Raw genomic sequence first — 17,806 nt, 5'->3', positions numbered from 1 at the left:
TTATTTTTAGTTTAAAATTTAAAAACTATTTATCTTTGTAACATAATTTAATTTTATAAAAATGAAAAAACTTTACACTTTATTATTAATAGCAGTAAGTACTTTGTCTTTTGGACAAATTTTATCTGATGACTTTAATTATACAGATGGTGCTTTATTATCAGGAAATGGATGGACAGTTCATAGTGGCACAACTAATGCAATCGATGTTGGAACATCAAATGGTTTAACTTACGCTGACTATTCTGGAATTACAGGTTTTACAGGAGCGGTTGTAGGAAATGCAGCAAGACTAGATCAAAATGGAGAAGATGTAAATAGAGCATTTGCTGCACCAGTTACTTCTGGAGATTTATATGTTTCATTTTTAGTAAATGTAACAACACCGGTTGATGGTTATTACTTAAGCTTAGGAACAGGAACAAATTCATTTTTTTCAAGATTGTTTACAAAACCATCAACAAATGCTGGGAAAATAAATTTTGGTATTGGAAATAGTGCGGCTACTTATTCAACAACAGATTTTGACATAAATACAACATATTTAGTTGTTATTAAATATGGAGTGTCTGCAACTGGACCATTAAGCTTGTGGGTTTTTTCAAGTGGAATTCCAGCAACTGAAGTTGCAGCAGGTACACCTGTAGCAACATCTACTGGTTCTGGAGGTGCAAGTGTTGCAGGTGTTTATTTAAGACAATATAATGCTGCACAAAACATAACTGTTGACGGATTAAGAGTATATTCAACATGGTTTGGAGCAACACCTTGTGATTTAACACTAGCTGCAGAAACTGCAACTTGTGACGCAACAACTTTTGGCTTAGACGGCTACACAGTTACAATTCCATTTACAGGCGGAAATACTGCTGCTTATACTTTAAACGCTTCAAGTGGTACAATTTCTGGAGATAATCCATCAACTACTGTAGCAGGTAACATTATTATTACAGGCGCTACAGAAGGAACTAATGTTACTTTATCAGTTACGGGTGGGTGTACATTATCTAGAACTGTAACTGCTCCAGAATGTAAACCAGTTAATACTTTACCAGTTTCTGAGCCTTTTAATTATACTGCAGGAACAACGTTGAACACATCTCAAATGTGGACAAACACATCTACAGCTGCTGATGAAATAACGGCAGTATCTGGAAACTTATCTTATACAGGAATTACACCAACTGGAAATTCAGTTTCATTTGCAGGTACTGGAAGTGATACAAGATTACCATTTACAGAAACAACTTCAGGTGAATTATATGCATCGTTTTTAGTTAGTGTAACTGACTTAACTGGCATCTCAACTACAGGTCAAACTTATTTTGCAACTCTTTCAGATTTAAGCAATACTTTTACTGTAGCAAGAATTTATATTAAAACAGACGGTACTACATACCAATTTGGAATTAGCCCAACAACTGCAACAGCAGATATTGTATGGTCTTCAAATACACCATACGCTCTTGGAACTACTCAATACTTAGTTTTAAAATATGACTTTACTAACAATGTTTTAGTATTAGTTGAAAATCCTACTATCGGAGGGACAGGAAATGCTGCAGCTACAGTTACACCAACAGCTCCTCTAACAAGTTTAGCTAATTTTATTTTACGTCAAGATTCTGCAACAACTACACCTGCAATGACTATTGATGAATTAAAAATAGATACAACTCCAAACTTTACTTTATCTTCATCATCATTTGACAGCATCAATGGTTTGAAAATGTATCCAAATCCATTATCAGGAAACACATTATTCTTAACATCTACTGCTAATGCTGATATGTCAGTTCAGATTTTTGACTTATTAGGTAAAGAAGTTGTAAACTCTAAAGTAATGAACAACACTGTAAATGTTTCTGGTTTAAATGCTGGAGTTTACATCGTAAAAGTTACTGAAGAAGGAAAAACTGCTACAAGAAAATTAGTTATTCAATAATTGAAATGCTGAACTGAATTCAACATGACAAGAATAGAAAAAGCATCAACGAAAGTTGGTGCTTTTTTCATATAAATTATTACCCAAACAAACCTATTTATCCTAATAAATTCTATAATTTCAGACAGATTTCAACATAAAACAAAAATCTGCGAATCTGCGGTCAAAAGAACATTTCTTTCTATTTTTGCACCATGATTTCACAAGAAGACATTTTCCAAATTAACTCAAAGAAAGAATTTGAAAAAATTACTTTAAAAGTTTTTCGTCATCAATACGATACTAATTTGGTGTACCAACAATTTTGCAATTTCTTGAAAAAGGATAAAACCAATGTGAAATCGTTAATCGAAATTCCATTTTTACCGATTCAATTTTTTAAAAGCCATTCCGTATTGAGTTCATCCGAAGCTATTCAACAAATCTTTACCAGTAGCGGCACAACCGGAATGCAAACCAGCAAACATTTAGTTACCGATGTTAGTTGGTACGAAATGAGTTATCGCTTAGGTTTTTCCGAATTCTATGGAAATATTGAAGATTATTGTATTTTAGCCTTGCTTCCATCCTATTTAGAACGCGAAGGTTCATCGTTAATTTACATGGTAGAAGATTTAATTCAAAGCAGCAATCATTCAGCTTCTGGATTTTATTTGAATAACTACGATGAATTAATTTCTAAACTAATCGAGTTGGATAATTCAGGTCAAAATGTGATTTTAATTGGCGTAACTTATGCTTTATTGGATTTAATTGAGAAGCAAAAATTCCAATTAAAAAACACCATTATCATGGAAACTGGAGGTATGAAAGGCAAACGAAAAGAAATGATTCGCGAAGAATTGCATTCAATTTTATGCAACGGATTTGGTGTTTCAAAAATTCATTCCGAATATGGTATGACCGAATTACTTTCACAAGCGTATTCATTAGGTGATGGTATTTTCGAATGTCCACCTTGGATGCAAATTTTAGTTCGTGATACTGAAGATGCTTTAACTTATGTTTCCGAAGGAAAAACGGGCGGAATTAATGTGATTGATTTGGCTAATATCAATTCGTGTTCGTTTGTTGCTACTCAAGATTTGGGGAAAAAATATCCCAACCATTCTTTCGAAGTGTTGGGACGTTTTGATCATTCTGATATTCGTGGTTGCAACCTGATGGTTATTTAACCTTAATCACATAATAATTTTTCTTTCCTTTTTGCAATAACAAAAATTGATTGTTGATTAAATCCTCTTTTGTAATGATTTTATCTTCCCCAACTTTTTCCTTGTTTAAGGAGATTGAGTTTTGTTTCAATTCTCTACGCGCATCACTATTAGAAGCTAAGAAATTCGTTTTTGCTGCCAAAGCTGCAATCATATCCAAACCAGCATTCAAATCTTCCATTGAAATCTCAGCTTGAGGAACACCATCAAAAACTTCTAAAAAGGTTTTCTCATCTAACTTTTTCAACTCATCCATTGACGGACTAAAAAAAGCATTGGATGCTGCAATTGCATTTTCCAAATCTGCTGTAGAATGAACCATTGTAGTGATTTCTTCTGCTAAACGTTTTTGTAACGCTCTTAAATGAGGCGCTTCGTTATGTGCTGCAATTAATTTTTCAATGGTTTCTTTGTCTAAGAACGTGAAAATCTTAATGTATTTTTCAGCATCAACATCCGAAGTATTTAACCAATATTGGTAGAATTTGTAAGGCGAAGTTCTTTCCGCATCCAACCAAATATTTCCACCTTCTGATTTTCCGAATTTCGTTCCATCCGCTTTTGTAATCAACGGACAAGTTAAGGCATAGGCTTTTCCAGATTCAATTCTACGCACTAATTCTGTTCCCGTGGTGATATTTCCCCATTGGTCACTTCCGCCCATTTGTAGCGTACATTTTTTTGCACGGTATAAATGTAAAAAGTCATATCCTTGTACTAATTGGTATGTAAATTCAGTAAACGACATTCCTTCTGAAGTTTCTCCAGTTAAACGTTTTTTTACTGAATCTTTCGCCATCATGTAGTTCACTGTAATATGTTTACCCACATCGCGAATGAAATCTAAGAAAGAGAATTCTTTCATCCAATCGTAATTGTTTACTAACTCGGCAGCATTAGGTTCGGCTGAAGTAAAATCTAAAAAGCGAGCCAATTGTCCTTTAATAGCTTCTTGATTGTGACGCAAAGTAGCTTCATCTAATAAATTTCTTTCATTAGATTTTCCTGATGGATCACCAATCATTCCGGTTGCTCCACCTACAAGCGCTAACGGTTTATGACCACTCAATTGAAAATGTCTCAATAACATCACCCCAACTAAATGTCCTATATGCAATGAATCGGCGGTTGGATCAATCCCCACATACGCCACACGCATTTGCTCCATCAAATGTTCTTCTGTGCCTGGCATTACGTCGTGGAGCATTCCTCTCCAAGTCACTTCTTCAATAAAATTTTTCATGATTCTTAAATAATTTGAGCAAAGATAGTTTTTAGTTTAAAAGTTTAAAAGTTTTATTCAAAATTCAAGGGTAAATTAAAGCTCAAGTCCAAAAACAATTCTTAGTAAATCCAACTTCCAGCTTCCAGCAAAAAATATTATCTTTACATCATGATTTTAGTTACAGGAGCAACAGGTTTAGTAGGTTCGCATTTATTAGTACAACTTCTTCAAGAAAATGAGGAAGTAAAAGCGCTATTTCGTTCTGAAAAACAAATTGAAAAAGTGAAAAATGTTTTTGCTTTTTATAATCAAACCGCTCTTTTTGATAAAATCCAATGGGTAAAAGGCGATATTACGGATATTCCTTCTTTAGAAATTGCCTTTCAGAATGTTACCTATGTGTACCATTGTGCTGCATTAATTTCATTTGATCCAAATGATGAAGAAGAACTAAGAAAAATCAACATTGAAGGCACTGCAAATATTGTAAATTGCTGCATTGATTTTGGCGTAAAAAAACTTTGCCATGTGAGTTCAATTGCTGCCTTAGGAACACCAAAAGATTACGAAAACAGCATCACAGAAGAAACAGAATGGAATCCTGAAGATTTACATAGCGATTATGCCATTACAAAATACGGAGCCGAAATGGAAGTATGGCGTGGACATCAGGAAGGTCTTGAAGTGGTAATCGTAAATCCAGGTGTTATTTTTGGTTATGGTTTTCCCAAAAAAGGAAGCGATCAGATCATCCAATCTGTAAAAAAAGGCATGACATTTTACACGAAAGGAAATATTGGAATTGTGTGTGTTGAGGATGTGGTGAAATGTATGGCACAATTAATGAAAAGCAATATAAACGGAGAACGATTTACTATAGTGGGAGAAAACATTTCCACAAAAGAATTACTTGATTATATTGCTATCGAATTACAAGTTAAAAAACCCAACAGAGAAGCCACAAAATGGATAACCGCGGTAGCTTGGAGAATGGATTGGTTGATCTCAAAATTAACAAATCGAAAAAGAAGATTTTCACGGAATTTAGCTCATTCTGCCCACACAACTACTCCGCTTGAAGCTACAAAAATAGAAAACACATTAGGTTTAGTTTTTCAAAAAAAGGAAGATTATTTAAAAACTATTCTGAAACTTCAATAACGTTGTTTTTTACAGGGTCATTTATAACCTTTCCTGCTTTTTGTATGTTTTGGTCGAGTCGTTCAGATACTTTTTTATAAATTCTTTTGTAAACACGAGAATCTGCAGCGTAATATAATTGGTTTTCCTTGTACGTAACACTATCAATTTGGTATTTTTCAAAAATAAATTGATTAGGTTTTATGTTCTGTTCAATGAGTTTATTTGGGTAGGCTCCTTCAATGGCTTGCAATAACGAAACATCATAGATAATATCTACCATTACCTCTTCTTCTAAAAGACGCTCGGGCTTTTTAACCGGATTTTTTGAACAGGAAATCGCAGTTACAATAAACAATAAATAAAATAGTTGTTTCATTAAGCTTCTCTTTCAAATAATAAACGCTGACCTACTTTTACCTCTTTTACTTTTCCATTGTGATATACTAATTTACCATTGACAAAAGTATGAGTAATTCTTGATTTAAAATTGTAACCTTCAAATGGCGACCAACCGCATTTGTACAAAATATTTTCCTTTTTAACATTCCATGGTAAATGTGTGTTAACTATGGCTAAATCAGCGAAATATCCTTCACGTATAAAACCGCGTTTTTCAATTTTGAAGATTTTAGCTGGGTTATGACACATTTTTTCAACAATTCGCTCTACCGAAATTTTTCCTTGATGATGTGCTTCAAACATGGCTACAACAGCGTGCTGAACTAGCGGCCCACCTGAAGGACAAGTTAAATAAGGATTGCTTTTCTCTTCGAGAGTATGAGGAGCATGATCGGTTGCAATAACATCAATTCTATCGTCTAATAAGGCTTTCCATAAAACATCCTTATCGGCTTGGGTTTTCACAGCTGGATTCCATTTAATTAAAGCGCCCTTTGTTTCATAATCGGCATCTGTAAACCATAAATGATGTAAACAAACCTCAGCTGTAATTTGTTTTTGCTCTAAAGGAATCTTATTTGTAAACAATTCCATTTCCTTAGCTGTAGATAAGTGAAAAACGTGTAGTCTAGCACCCGTTTTCTTAGCCAATTCAATAGCTCTAGAAGATGATAAATAGCAAGCTTCTTCGCTTCTTATCAAATGATGGTATTTCATTGGAATATCATCACCAAATTCTTCTTTATATTTTTGGATGTTGGCTTTAATAGTTGCTTCATCTTCACAATGAACCGCAATTAACATTTTAGTTGAGGAGAAAATCTTTTCTAAAACTTCTGGATTATCTACCAACATATTTCCAGTTGAAGAACCCAAAAACAATTTAATTCCGGCAACATTTCTTGGATTGGTTTTTAAAACTTCTTCCAGATTGTCATTGGTTCCTCCCATCATAAACGAATAATTCGCATATGATGTTTTAGCTGCAATTTGATATTTATCTTCTAAAAGTTCTTGCGTAACGGCATTTGGAACTGTATTTGGTTGCTCTATAAATGACGTGATTCCGCCAGCAACTGCAGCTCTACTTTCTGTTTCAATATTTCCTTTATGAGTAAGCCCTGGCTCTCTAAAATGCACTTGATCGTCAATAGCTCCGGGAATCACATAACTCCCTTCTGCATCAATAATAACACAGTCAGATGATTTTGGACTAATTTTCTCCGCAATTTCCTTAATGAATTCATTTTCAATTAAAATATCACCCTCAAAAATAGCTCCTTCATTAACAATTTTGGCATTTCGAATTAAAACAGTACTCATTATATTCTATTAAATATTTTTCTTAACCTCAACATTATTACTCCTACTACGGCTTCGCGGATAATTCCTCCACTCATTTTTGATTGTCCTTTTGTTCTATCGGTAAAAATGATAGGCACTTCAACAATTTTAAAATTCTTTACGAAAGCGCGATATTTCATTTCAATCTGAAACGCATAACCCACAAATTTTATTTGATCCAAATTGATAGCTTCTAAAACTTGTCTTCTGTAACATTTGAATCCTGCAGTAGCATCTGCAATTTTCATACCTGTTATCATTCGAACGTAAACGGAAGCAAAATAAGATAGTAAAACACGACTCAAAGGCCAATTTACCACATTAACTCCGTTAGAATATCGGGAACCAATGGCAACATCTGCACCATTTTCACAAGCAACTAACAACTTTTCTAAATCATTTGGATTGTGAGAAAAATCGGCATCCATTTCAAAAATATAATCATATCCATGAGAAAGCGCCCATTTAAACCCCGCCACATAAGCCGTACCTAAACCCGATTTTTTCATACGTACTTTTAGATGCAATCGTGTTGGAAATTCTTCTTGCATTTCTTTCACTTTTGCCGGTGTACCATCAGGCGAATTGTCATCTACAATTAAAACATGAAAAGAAGTAGGCAAAGACAAAACTGCCTTTACAATTGCTTCAATATTTTCAATTTCGTTAAATGTTGGAATTACAACAATACCCTGAGCCATAAAAAAACTTGTATTTCAGTTGCAAAAATAAGGTATTTCTAGCTGACAATTCTTAATAATTTTATAATAATGAAAGTGACACTATTTTTTGTAATTTTGCGCCAATTATGTTAGCAATTCAATTACACGACAGAATCATCGAAAGCAAAGATTGGGCAACCATCTTGTTTATAATTTGCGTGGCTATAATTGCTATTAATAAAACTATATCATCTGTTCGATTTAACGAGTTTGTTCGATTGGCATACTCCGACAAATACACTAAAATTTATCGCGATAGTAGTAACTTGATGAGTGGTTTTACCATTTCGATGTTTGTATTGCAACTGATTTCGTTTTCATTTTTTACGCTATTGGTTTTAAATCAATTTAATAGAGCTGAAAAAACCGATTTGATTGTTTACATCCAAATCTTTACTTTTTTGAGTGTTTTTATCCTTTCTAAATTCTTAATTGAAAAAATTATTGCAACAGCATTTAAAATTGAAGAGTTTAACGAGCAATTTAACTTACTGAAAGTCAATTACAGGGCTTATTTTGGATTAATTTTGTTACCTGTTAATATCATTTTATTCTACAATTCGTTTGATTCGGATTGGTTTTTTTGGACATTGTTGATTACCCTAATCACCATAAACATCACTACTTACTTGGTTGCATTGAAATTGTATCAAAATTTACTATTACGTAAAATATTTTATTTTATTTTATATCTTTGCACCCTTGAAATAGCACCTTACTATTTTATTTATAATTGGTTTACAAAAAATTAGAGAGAAATATGTCAAATTTGAAAGTGAAAACAATATTAGTTTCACAACCAGAGCCTAAAGTAGAAAATTCTCCTTATTTTGAGCTTCAAAATAAACTGAAAGTAAAGGTTGATTTTCGACCTTTCATCCATGTAGAAGGTGTTCCGGCTAAAGAAGTTCGCGCTCAAAAAATCGACTTAAATAATTATACTGCTATCATATTAACAAGTAGAAATGCTGTAGATCACTTTTTTAGAGTGGCTGAAGAAATGCGCTACAAAGTGCCAGAAGATTTAAAATATTTCTGTCAGTCTGAAGCGGTTGCTTTTTACTTACAACGTTATGTAGTATATAGAAAGAGAAAAATTTATGTGGGTCAAAAAGACTTCGCTGATTTAGCTCCGCTAATTAAAAAATATAAAGACGAAAAATTCTTATTACCAAATACCGACCAATTAAACGCCGATGTTCCACAAACATTAGATGGTTTAAAAGTAGAATGGAAACAAGGAATTTTCTACAGAACGGTAATGAGTGATTTATCAGACTTGAAAGATGTTTATTACGACATTTTAGCGTTTTTTAGTCCAACAGGAATTAAATCGTTATTTAAAAACTTCCCTGATTTTCAACAAAACAACACTAGAATTGCTGTTTTTGGCGAAACTACTAAAAAAGAAGCTTTAGAACACGGTTTACGTGTTGACATCATGGCTCCAAGTCCTGGAACTCCATCTATGACAGGAGCTTTAGAAAAATATGTAGCTGAAGCTAACAAAGGAAAATAAAAACAAGCAAAAATATATAGAACCCAAATTCGAAAGAGTTTGGGTTTTTTGTTTGATTAATACCAATAAAAAAGTCCCGAAAATTTCGGGACTTTTTTGTATATAAATTTTCTTAATATTACAATTGAGGACCAGCTGCCACTAATGATTTTCCTTCTTCGTTGTCTGTATATTGAACGAAGTTTTTGATGAATCTTGAAGCTAAATCTTCTGCTTTTGTTTGCCATTCAGCTGCATCAGCATAGGTATTTCTTGGATCTAAAATGTTAGTATCTACATTTGGTAAAGCAGTAGGCACTACAAAATTAAATACTGGAACTGTTTTCGTTTCTGCATTTTCGATAGAACCATCTAAAATAGCATCGATAATTGCGCGAGTATCTTTAATTGAAATACGTTTTCCTGTTCCGTTCCAACCTGTGTTAACCATATAAGCTGTAGCATTGTGTTGCTCCATTTTCTTAACTAATTCTTCACCGTATTTTGTTGGGTGTAATGATAAGAATGCTTTTCCGAAACAAGCTGAGAATGTTGGTTCTGGTTGTGTTACTCCTCTTTCAGTTCCGGCTAATTTAGCTGTAAATCCTGATAAGAAGTAATATTTAGTTTGCTCTGGAGTTAGTTTAGAAACTGGCGGCATTACTCCGAATGCATCTGCCGTTAAGAAAATAACTTTAGTAGCGTGACCTGCTTTAGAAACGGGTCTTACAATATTTTCAATATGATAAATTGGATAAGAAACACGTGTATTTTGTGTCACTGAACCATCTTTGAAATCAATTTTTCCGTTAGCATCAACGGTTACATTTTCTAACAACGCATCTCTTTTGATAGCTCCAAAGATATCTGGTTCGTTTGCTGCACTTAAATCGATAGTTTTAGCATAACATCCACCTTCAAAGTTGAAAACACCATCATTATCCCATCCGTGTTCGTCGTCTCCTATTAATTCACGTTTTGGATCTGTTGATAATGTAGTTTTTCCTGTTCCTGATAATCCAAAGAAAACAGCAACATCGCCATCTTTTCCTTTATTAGCCGAACAGTGCATAGAAGCAATTCCTTGTAATGGTAAGTAATAGTTCATCATAGAGAACAATCCTTTTTTCATTTCACCACCGTACCAAGTTCCTCCAATTAATTGGATTTTTTCAGTTAAGTTAAATGCCACATATACTTCAGAATTTAATCCGTGAGCTGCGTAATCTTTAAAACTTGTTTTTGAACCATTCATTACTACGAAATCAGGCTCACCAAAGTTATCTAATTCTGCTTCTGTTGGACGGATGAACATGTTTTTTACAAAGTGTGCTTGCCATGCTACTTCCATGATGAAACGAACTTTCAGTCTAGTGTTTTCGTTTGCTCCACAAAAAGCGTCAACAACGTATAATTTTTTATTTGATAATTGCTTTACCGTAGTTTCTTTTAAAGCATTCCAAGTATCTTGAGAAATTGGTTTGTTATCGTTAGCTGCTTTATCAGAATTCCACCAAATCGTGTTTTCTGTAACGCTATCTTTAACAATATATTTGTCTTTAGGAGAACGACCTGTGAATTCACCAGTCATTACGTTTACCGCTCCAAGTTCTGACAACTGACCTCTTTCAAAACCTTCTAAAGCTGGGTTTAATTCTTCATTATATAAATAATCGTATGAAGGATTGTATATGATTTCTGACACATTAACGATTCCGTATTTTTCTAACGAAATCGATTTCGTAGTTTGAGCATTCGTATCCATAAAATTAGGTTTTGTTGTGTTTATAAATAAAGTGCAAAATTATAAATTAAATTTGAGATATCCTTTTAATTTAGTGTTTTTTAGATAAAATAACATAAAATAAGTATCCCCAAGCTGAAACCAAAAACAGCCCCCCAATTGGTGTAATCGGACCTAAAAATTTTGTCTTTAAATTTGTAATTGTATTTGTAGCCAAAAAATAAATAGAGCCTGAAAAAAACAAAACGCCAATTATTGTCAAATAAAAAATAATCGAACGTTCTTTCTCTCCTAAAAAAGTAAAAGTTCCAATAAAAAGTAAAAACAAAGCATGATACATTTGATAACGCACCCCAACTTCAAATGTTGCCAATTGTTCCACCGAAAGTACTTTTTTTAATCCATGAGCCCCAAATGCTCCCAAAATTATTGCTGTAACTCCCAAAATAACCGCAACCAAAAGAATTTTCTTGTCCATTTTATAAAATTTGAGACCAAAGATAGCAAAAGTTTTTATGTTAAATTATGACATAAATGAAGAATTTGTTTTTACAAATATAACATTTTACTATCTTCGTGTGATATTTTCAGATTTTACAAAATGAGACAAATTTTAGTCATTGGAGCGGGTCGTTCTGCTTCATCCCTTATAAAATACCTTTTAGACCATTCCGAAGCACAAAATCTTCAGCTTACTATTGGCGATTTGTCAGAAGAATTGGCTAAACAAAAAACCAACAATCATAAAAATGCGAGAGCGATTGCTTTTGATATTTTTAATGAAGCGCAACGAAAAGAAGAAATTCAAAAGGCAGATGTGGTTGTTTCTATGTTACCAGCACATTTGCATTTAGAAGTTGCTAAAGACTGTATTACCTATAAAAAACACATGGTAACTGCATCTTATATTAGTCCAGCGATGCAAGAATTAGACGCTGCTGCTAAAGAAAACGGTTTGGTTTTTATGAACGAAATTGGGCTTGACCCAGGAATCGACCACATGAGTGCGATGAAAGTATTAGATGAAATTCGTGAAAAAGGCGGAGAAATCATTTTATTTGAATCGTTCTGTGGTGGATTAGTTGCTCCTGAAAGCGATACTAATTTATGGAATTACAAATTTACTTGGAATCCTAGAAACGTAGTTTTGGCTGGACAAGGCGGAGCTGCAAAATTCATACAAGAAGGAAAATACAAATACATTCCCTATTCAAAATTATTTAGAAGAACTGAATTTTTAGAGGTAGAAGGTTACGGAAGATTTGAAGCATACGCAAATCGTGATTCTCTAAAATATAGAAGCGTTTACGGATTAGATGACGCTTTAACTTGTTACCGAGGAACCATCAGAAGAGTGGGGTATTCAAGAGCTTGGGATATTTTAGTACAATTAGGCATGACCGATGATTCTTATACGATTGACAATTCGGAAGAAATGACCTATCGTGAATTTACAAATTCATTTTTACCTTATCATCCAACCGATACTGTGGAAATTAAACTTCGCGCCATTCAAAAAATTGATCAAGACGATATAATTTGGGATAAATTAGTAGAAATCGATTTATTCAATCCAAACAAAAAAGTAGGATTAGTTAAAGCGACGCCAGCCCAAATTTTAGAAAAAATCTTAGCTGAAAAATGGGCTTTAGAACCAAATGATAAAGACATGATTGTAATGTATCATAAATTTGGCTATGAATTAAATGGTGAGAAAAAACAAATTGATGCTACCATGGTTTGTATTGGTGATGACCAAACCTATACAGCTATGGCAAAAACGGTTGGACTTCCCGTTGCTATTGCTACATTGAAAATCTTAAACAAAGAAATTACAACTCCTGGAGTTCAATTGCCAATTACTAAAGAAGTGTACAAGCCCATCTTAAAAGAACTAGAAGATTATGGTGTAATTTTCAAAGAAATTGAAGTTCCGTATTTAGGTTATAATCCTCTAAATGTAAAGAATTAAGCAATTATTATTCAAAATAGAAAATCCGAAATCGTAATTGGTTTCGGATTTTTTTATTACGTTTGAAATTGATTTTGTATTTTTACTTTCAAATAAATTGAAAATGAAGATAAATCACTTACAAATTGAAATCGACGGAATCGATAAAGAAATTCTTCGCGATTTAATGGAAGATGCTCGCAAACCTATTTTACAGATTGCGAATAAAATTGGGATTTCGGGTGCTGCGATTCATCAACGTTTGCGAAAATTAGAACAAGCGGGTGTGATTTCAGGTTCGAAGTTTATTGTGGACACGAAAGTTTTGGGTTATAGTACGATGGCTTTTATCGGAATATATTTAGAAAAAGCGTCAAGTAATCCAGAAGTAGTGAAAGAATTGAAAAAGATTCCAGAAGTTTTGGAATGTCATTATACGACCGGGAATTGGAGTATTTTAATCAAAATCATTTGTCGAGATAACGAGCATTTGATGCAATTACTCAACAAGAAAATACAACCCATTGATGGCGTTTCAAGAACCGAAACCTATATTTCTTTAGAACAACAAATTGAGAGACAAATTCAGTTGTAAATTTCAAATTCAAAAATCAAGAACAAACAAAAAACCCAAACTCTGAATGAATTTGGGTTTTAAAATATAATATCAAACTAATTATTCTCTCGAACCTAAAATTTGGAAAGCCCAATATAACAAAGACGCTAAAGCTCCTAAAGCTGCAACAACATAAGTTCTTGCTGCCCATTTTAATGAATCTTCGGCACCTGCATATTCTTGTTGGCTAACCATGTTTTTATTTTTCAACCAAGCTAATGCTCTGTTACTTGCATCGTATTCCACTGGAAGCGTAACGAAACTGAAGGTAGTTGCAATAGCCATTAAAATTAAACCTGCAACCGCTACATAAAAACCAATACTTGATTTAGAAGCGAAACCTAAAATCAAACCACCCATAATCAACCATTGCGACATGCTTGACGAAATGTTTACTACAGGCACCATTTTAGAACGCATCGTTATCCAACTGTAGGCCTGAGCATGTTGCACCGCATGTCCCACTTCGTGAGCCGCAACAGCAGCCGCAGCCGCATTTCTTTGATTATAAACTGCTTCTGATAAGTTTACCGTTTTATCCATAGGATTGTAATGATCCGTTAATCTTCCGGGTGTTGAAATTACTTTTACATCAAAAATTCCGTGATCGTGAAGCATTTTCTCGGCGATTTCTGCTCCACTCATTCCGTTTCGTAATGACACTTTTGAATAGTATTCAAACTTGCTCTTCAAACGCGAGCTTACTAACCAACTTACTAGAGCAATCGCCCCAATCATGATATAATATCCAAACATAATTTTTCTTTTTAATTTTATAAACTATATACAAAATTTAAGCCAATTTATCTTAAATGACAAGTTGACATTTTGATTTATTTATTATACGTAAAAAATGAAAAATGTTACAAAAACTAAAAGAAAAAACCGCAGATTCGCAGATTAATTTGAAATCAGTGAATCTGCGGTTTCATATTAATCACAAGTTTGTTACTCTGAAAGAGACTCTACAAAGTTTGCGTGAGATTCTTTCAGCATGACAAAAATGTATTGAAATTATCCTACCAAATTAATAATCTTACCCGGAACAATAATGACTTTATTTGGAGTTCTACCTTGTAATTGTGCTTGTGTTCTTTCGTCTGTCATTACAATTTCTTCAATTTGAGCTGCCGTTAAATCTAATGGCAATTTAATAGTGAAACGCATTTTTCCATTGAAAGAAACCGGATATTCTTTTTCAGATTCTACTAAATATTTTTCTTCAAATTTTGGAAAAGCAACCGTTGCAATGGAACCTTCATGACCTAGAGCAGACCACAATTCCTCAGCAATATGAGGCGCATAAGGAGAAACTAAAACCGCTAATGGTTCTAAAATTGCTCTATGATTGCATTTTAATTGTTGTAATTCGTTTACACAAATCATGAATTGAGAAACCGACGTATTAAAAGAGAAATTCTCAATATCTTCCGTTACTTTTTTGATGGTTTTATGTAGCGATTTGTACATATCCGCTGTTGGTTCGTCATTGGTGATGTTTAAACCGTTGTCATCAAAATACAAACGCCATAGTTTTTTCAAGAAACCGTAAACACCTGTGATTCCAGCGGTATTCCAAGGTTTTGCTTGCTCTAATGGTCCTAAAAACATTTCGTACAAACGCAACGTATCGGCACCATATTCATTACAAATATCATCTGGATTGACTACATTGTATTTCGATTTTGACATTTTTTCTACTTCACGACCTACAATAAATGTACGGACAGCTCGCGAGCTGTCCCTAGCAGCATCCTCATAAATGAATTCCGCATCTTTATAATCTGAATATAATGGATGTGCTTTGAATTTTTCAATGTCTAATTCGTTAGTAATATCATTAATACAAGATAAATCAACGTGAATTGGGTGAACATTTTTATCTTTAATCAATCCTTTTGAATATAAGGTTTTTGAATCTTCACTTCTGTAAACAAAAGCACTCATTCCTAAAATCATTCCTTGATTGATTAATTTTTTGAATGGCTCTTCAGTTGGAGCGAAACCTCTATCTTTTAAGAATTTGTTCCAAAAACGAGAATACAATAAATGTCCGGTAGCGTGTTCGCTTCCACCAATGTATAAATCTACGTTTTCCCAATATTTTAAAGCTTCTTCATTTGCAAATTCTTCGGTGTTGTGCGCATCCATATAACGCATCCAATACCAAGAAGAACCTGCCCAACCTGGCATCGTGTTTAATTCAAGTGGAAAAATAGTTACATTATCTATTAACTGATTACTAACCACTGAACGCTGAACACTGTCCCACGCCCAAACCGTTGCGTTTCCTAAAGGTGGCTGACCATCTTCGGTTGGTAAATATTTTTCTACTTCTGGCAAAACAATTGGCAAATGTTTTTTGTCAATCATTTGTGGTAAACCATTCACATAATATACTGGAAAAGGTTCACCCCAATAGCGTTGGCGAGAGAAAACCGCATCACGTAAACGGTAATTTACTTTTGCCTTTCCTGCTCCAATTTTTTCTAATTCTTCAATGACTTTTTTAGTTCCCGATTTGTAATCCAAACCATTTAAGAAGTCAGAATTTACTAATTCGAAACCGCCTTTTTCTCCGTAAGCTGCTTCTGAAATATCTTGGTTGAAAATATTTTTAATTTCAGGCATTCCGTGTGTTCCTTTGAAGAAATTCGCGAAAGCATAATCACGCTCATCGCCACATGGAACCGCCATCACCGCACCTGTTCCATAACCAGCCAATACGTAATCGCCAATCCAAACTGGAATTGGTTCTTTCGTAAAAGGATGTTCCGCATACGCACCAGTGAAAACACCTGAAATCGTTTTAACATCTGCCATTCTTTCTCTTTCCGAACGTTTTGCAGTAGCTTCAATGTAAGCATCAACCGCTGCTTTTTGTTCTGGAGTTGTGATTTGAGCAACCAATTCGTGTTCTGGCGCTAACGTCATAAACGTTACTCCGAAAATGGTATCAGGACGCGTTGTAAATACTTCGATAACTGCATCATGATTTTTCAAATTAAAAGTAACAGCAGCTCCAACTGATTTTCCAATCCAATTTCTTTGTGATTCTTTAATAGATTCACTCCAATCGATAGTTTCTAAACCTTGTATCAAGCGTTCTGCGTAAGCTGAAATTCGCATCGACCATTGTGTCATTTTTTTACGAATTACCGGGTGTCCACCACGTTCTGAAACACCGTTTACGATTTCGTCATTAGCTAAAACTGTTCCTAAAGCCGGACACCAGTTTACTTCAGTCTCGGCTAAATAGGTTAATCTATATTGTAATAAGATTTTTTGTTGTTCTTCAGAAGAAAATGCTTTCCATTCTGAAGCTGAAAATGGTGCAATATTATCATCACAAACGGCATTTACATTCGCATTTCCGTTTTTCTCGAATTCTTGAATTAAAGTGCAAATGCTTTCTGCTTTATCCGAATTTTTGTTGTACCAAGATTCGAATAATTGGATAAAAATCCACTGCGTATGTTTGTAATAATCTGGATTTGATGTACGCACTTCTCTACTCCAATCGAATGAAAATCCGATTTTATCTAATTGTTCACGGTAGCGCGCAATATTCTCACGAGTGGTTTTTTCTGGATGTTGACCTGTTTGAATCGCATATTGTTCGGCTGGTAAACCAAATGAATCGTACCCTTGTGGATGCAATACATTAAAACCTTGATGTCTTTTATAACGCGCCACAATATCAGAAGCAATGTAACCCAGCGGATGCCCAACGTGTAAGCCCGCTCCAGAAGGATAAGGAAACATGTCTAAAACATAATATTTTGGTTTGTCTGAATTATTTGATGCAGCAAAAGTTTGGTTTTCTGCCCAATATTGTTGCCATTTGGCTTCGATTTCGTTATGGAAGTACTTCATTATTTTAGTTTTCAGTCTCAGTTTTCAGTCTCAGTTTTTAGCCTCAATTTGAACTACTGATGACTGCGACTGCGACTGACTACTATTTTTTTTCGGTGCAAAAATACATTTTATAATACTAAAGTTAAA

General features: G+C 34.0%; 15 protein-coding genes. 7 read left to right on the top strand and 8 right to left on the bottom strand.

What is annotated here, in order from left to right; all coding sequences use genetic code 11:
- Positions 1-61 precede the first annotated feature (61 nt).
- Positions 62-1,945 carry a T9SS type A sorting domain-containing protein gene (locus B4I81_RS11540; protein ID WP_291110784.1) on the top strand — a complete coding sequence of 628 codons (1,884 nt, stop codon included), beginning with the start codon at positions 62-64 and terminating at the stop codon, positions 1,943-1,945.
- A 194-nt stretch (positions 1,946-2,139) separates the two neighbouring features.
- Positions 2,140-3,120: an acyl transferase gene (locus tag B4I81_RS11535; protein ID WP_291110782.1), complete on the top strand. Its 981-nt coding sequence runs from the start codon at positions 2,140-2,142 to the stop codon at positions 3,118-3,120.
- Here B4I81_RS11535 and tyrS read toward each other — a convergent pair.
- Complete coding sequence (gene tyrS / locus B4I81_RS11530; protein ID WP_291110780.1) at positions 3,113-4,402, bottom strand: tyrosine--tRNA ligase; 1,290 nt, start codon at positions 4,400-4,402, stop codon at positions 3,113-3,115. The two genes, B4I81_RS11535 and tyrS, sit on opposite strands and share 8 nt — an antisense overlap.
- Before the next feature lie 150 nt (positions 4,403-4,552).
- On the opposite strand from tyrS, the gene B4I81_RS11525 reads away from it, so the two are divergent.
- Positions 4,553-5,545, top strand: coding sequence for an NAD-dependent epimerase/dehydratase family protein (locus B4I81_RS11525; RefSeq protein ID WP_291110778.1), 993 nt, complete (start codon positions 4,553-4,555; stop codon positions 5,543-5,545).
- Here the strand turns inward: B4I81_RS11525 and B4I81_RS11520 are convergent.
- Genes B4I81_RS11520 through B4I81_RS11510 form a run of 3 tightly spaced genes read right to left on the bottom strand, consistent with a single transcriptional unit; the run spans position 5,526 to position 7,971 of the window.
- Complete coding sequence (locus tag B4I81_RS11520) at positions 5,526-5,903, bottom strand: DUF4296 domain-containing protein (protein ID WP_291110776.1); 378 nt, start codon at positions 5,901-5,903, stop codon at positions 5,526-5,528. The two genes, B4I81_RS11525 and B4I81_RS11520, sit on opposite strands and share 20 nt — an antisense overlap.
- Positions 5,903-7,249 carry a dihydroorotase gene (locus tag B4I81_RS11515; protein WP_291110774.1) on the bottom strand — a complete coding sequence of 449 codons (1,347 nt, stop codon included), beginning with the start codon at positions 7,247-7,249 and terminating at the stop codon, positions 5,903-5,905. Before B4I81_RS11515 ends, B4I81_RS11520 begins: the two co-directional genes overlap by 1 nt.
- Positions 7,249-7,971 carry a polyprenol monophosphomannose synthase gene (locus tag B4I81_RS11510; RefSeq protein WP_291110772.1) on the bottom strand — a complete coding sequence of 241 codons (723 nt, stop codon included), beginning with the start codon at positions 7,969-7,971 and terminating at the stop codon, positions 7,249-7,251. The genes B4I81_RS11515 and B4I81_RS11510 overlap by 1 nt, the downstream gene beginning before the upstream one ends.
- A gap of 107 nt (positions 7,972-8,078) precedes the next feature.
- On the opposite strand from B4I81_RS11510, the gene B4I81_RS11505 reads away from it, so the two are divergent.
- Positions 8,079-8,744, top strand: coding sequence for a DUF4271 domain-containing protein (locus tag B4I81_RS11505; RefSeq protein WP_291110770.1), 666 nt, complete (start codon positions 8,079-8,081; stop codon positions 8,742-8,744).
- A 17-nt stretch (positions 8,745-8,761) separates the two neighbouring features.
- Complete coding sequence (locus B4I81_RS11500; RefSeq protein ID WP_026724456.1) at positions 8,762-9,511, top strand: uroporphyrinogen-III synthase; 750 nt, start codon at positions 8,762-8,764, stop codon at positions 9,509-9,511.
- 118 nt (positions 9,512-9,629) lie between these two features.
- Here the strand turns inward: B4I81_RS11500 and pckA are convergent, their stop codons facing one another.
- On the bottom strand, positions 9,630-11,255 hold the full coding sequence (gene pckA, locus B4I81_RS11495; RefSeq protein ID WP_291110768.1) for a phosphoenolpyruvate carboxykinase (ATP): 1,626 nt from the start codon (positions 11,253-11,255) through the stop codon (positions 9,630-9,632).
- A 70-nt stretch (positions 11,256-11,325) separates the two neighbouring features.
- Positions 11,326-11,712: a DUF423 domain-containing protein gene (locus B4I81_RS11490; protein WP_291110766.1), complete on the bottom strand. Its 387-nt coding sequence runs from the start codon at positions 11,710-11,712 to the stop codon at positions 11,326-11,328.
- Between the two features lie 123 nt (positions 11,713-11,835).
- On the opposite strand from B4I81_RS11490, the gene B4I81_RS11485 reads away from it, so the two are divergent.
- Together B4I81_RS11485 and B4I81_RS11480 are read left to right on the top strand one after the other, a co-directional pair.
- Positions 11,836-13,206: a saccharopine dehydrogenase family protein gene (locus B4I81_RS11485; protein ID WP_291110764.1), complete on the top strand. Its 1,371-nt coding sequence runs from the start codon at positions 11,836-11,838 to the stop codon at positions 13,204-13,206.
- 103 nt (positions 13,207-13,309) lie between these two features.
- A complete protein-coding gene (locus B4I81_RS11480) occupies positions 13,310-13,780 on the top strand; it encodes an Lrp/AsnC family transcriptional regulator (RefSeq protein ID WP_026724461.1) in 471 nt (156 codons plus the stop codon).
- Positions 13,781-13,861: 81 nt separating this feature from the next.
- On the opposite strand, the gene B4I81_RS11475 is transcribed toward B4I81_RS11480, so the two are convergent.
- Together B4I81_RS11475 and leuS are read right to left on the bottom strand one after the other, a co-directional pair.
- Positions 13,862-14,557, bottom strand: a complete 696-nt coding sequence (locus B4I81_RS11475) for a zinc metallopeptidase (protein WP_291110761.1) — start codon at positions 14,555-14,557, stop codon at positions 13,862-13,864.
- A gap of 258 nt (positions 14,558-14,815) precedes the next feature.
- Positions 14,816-17,677, bottom strand: coding sequence for a leucine--tRNA ligase (gene leuS, locus B4I81_RS11470; protein WP_291110759.1), 2,862 nt, complete (start codon positions 17,675-17,677; stop codon positions 14,816-14,818).
- Positions 17,678-17,806: the final 129 nt, after the last annotated feature.

Origin of the sequence: Flavobacterium sp. UBA6195 (assembly GCF_002422095.1) — a bacterium.
Lineage (GTDB): Bacteria > Bacteroidota > Bacteroidia > Flavobacteriales > Flavobacteriaceae > Flavobacterium.
The sequence above is the reverse complement of the archived record's forward strand: the minus strand, read 5'-3'. Positions and strand labels throughout refer to the sequence as shown.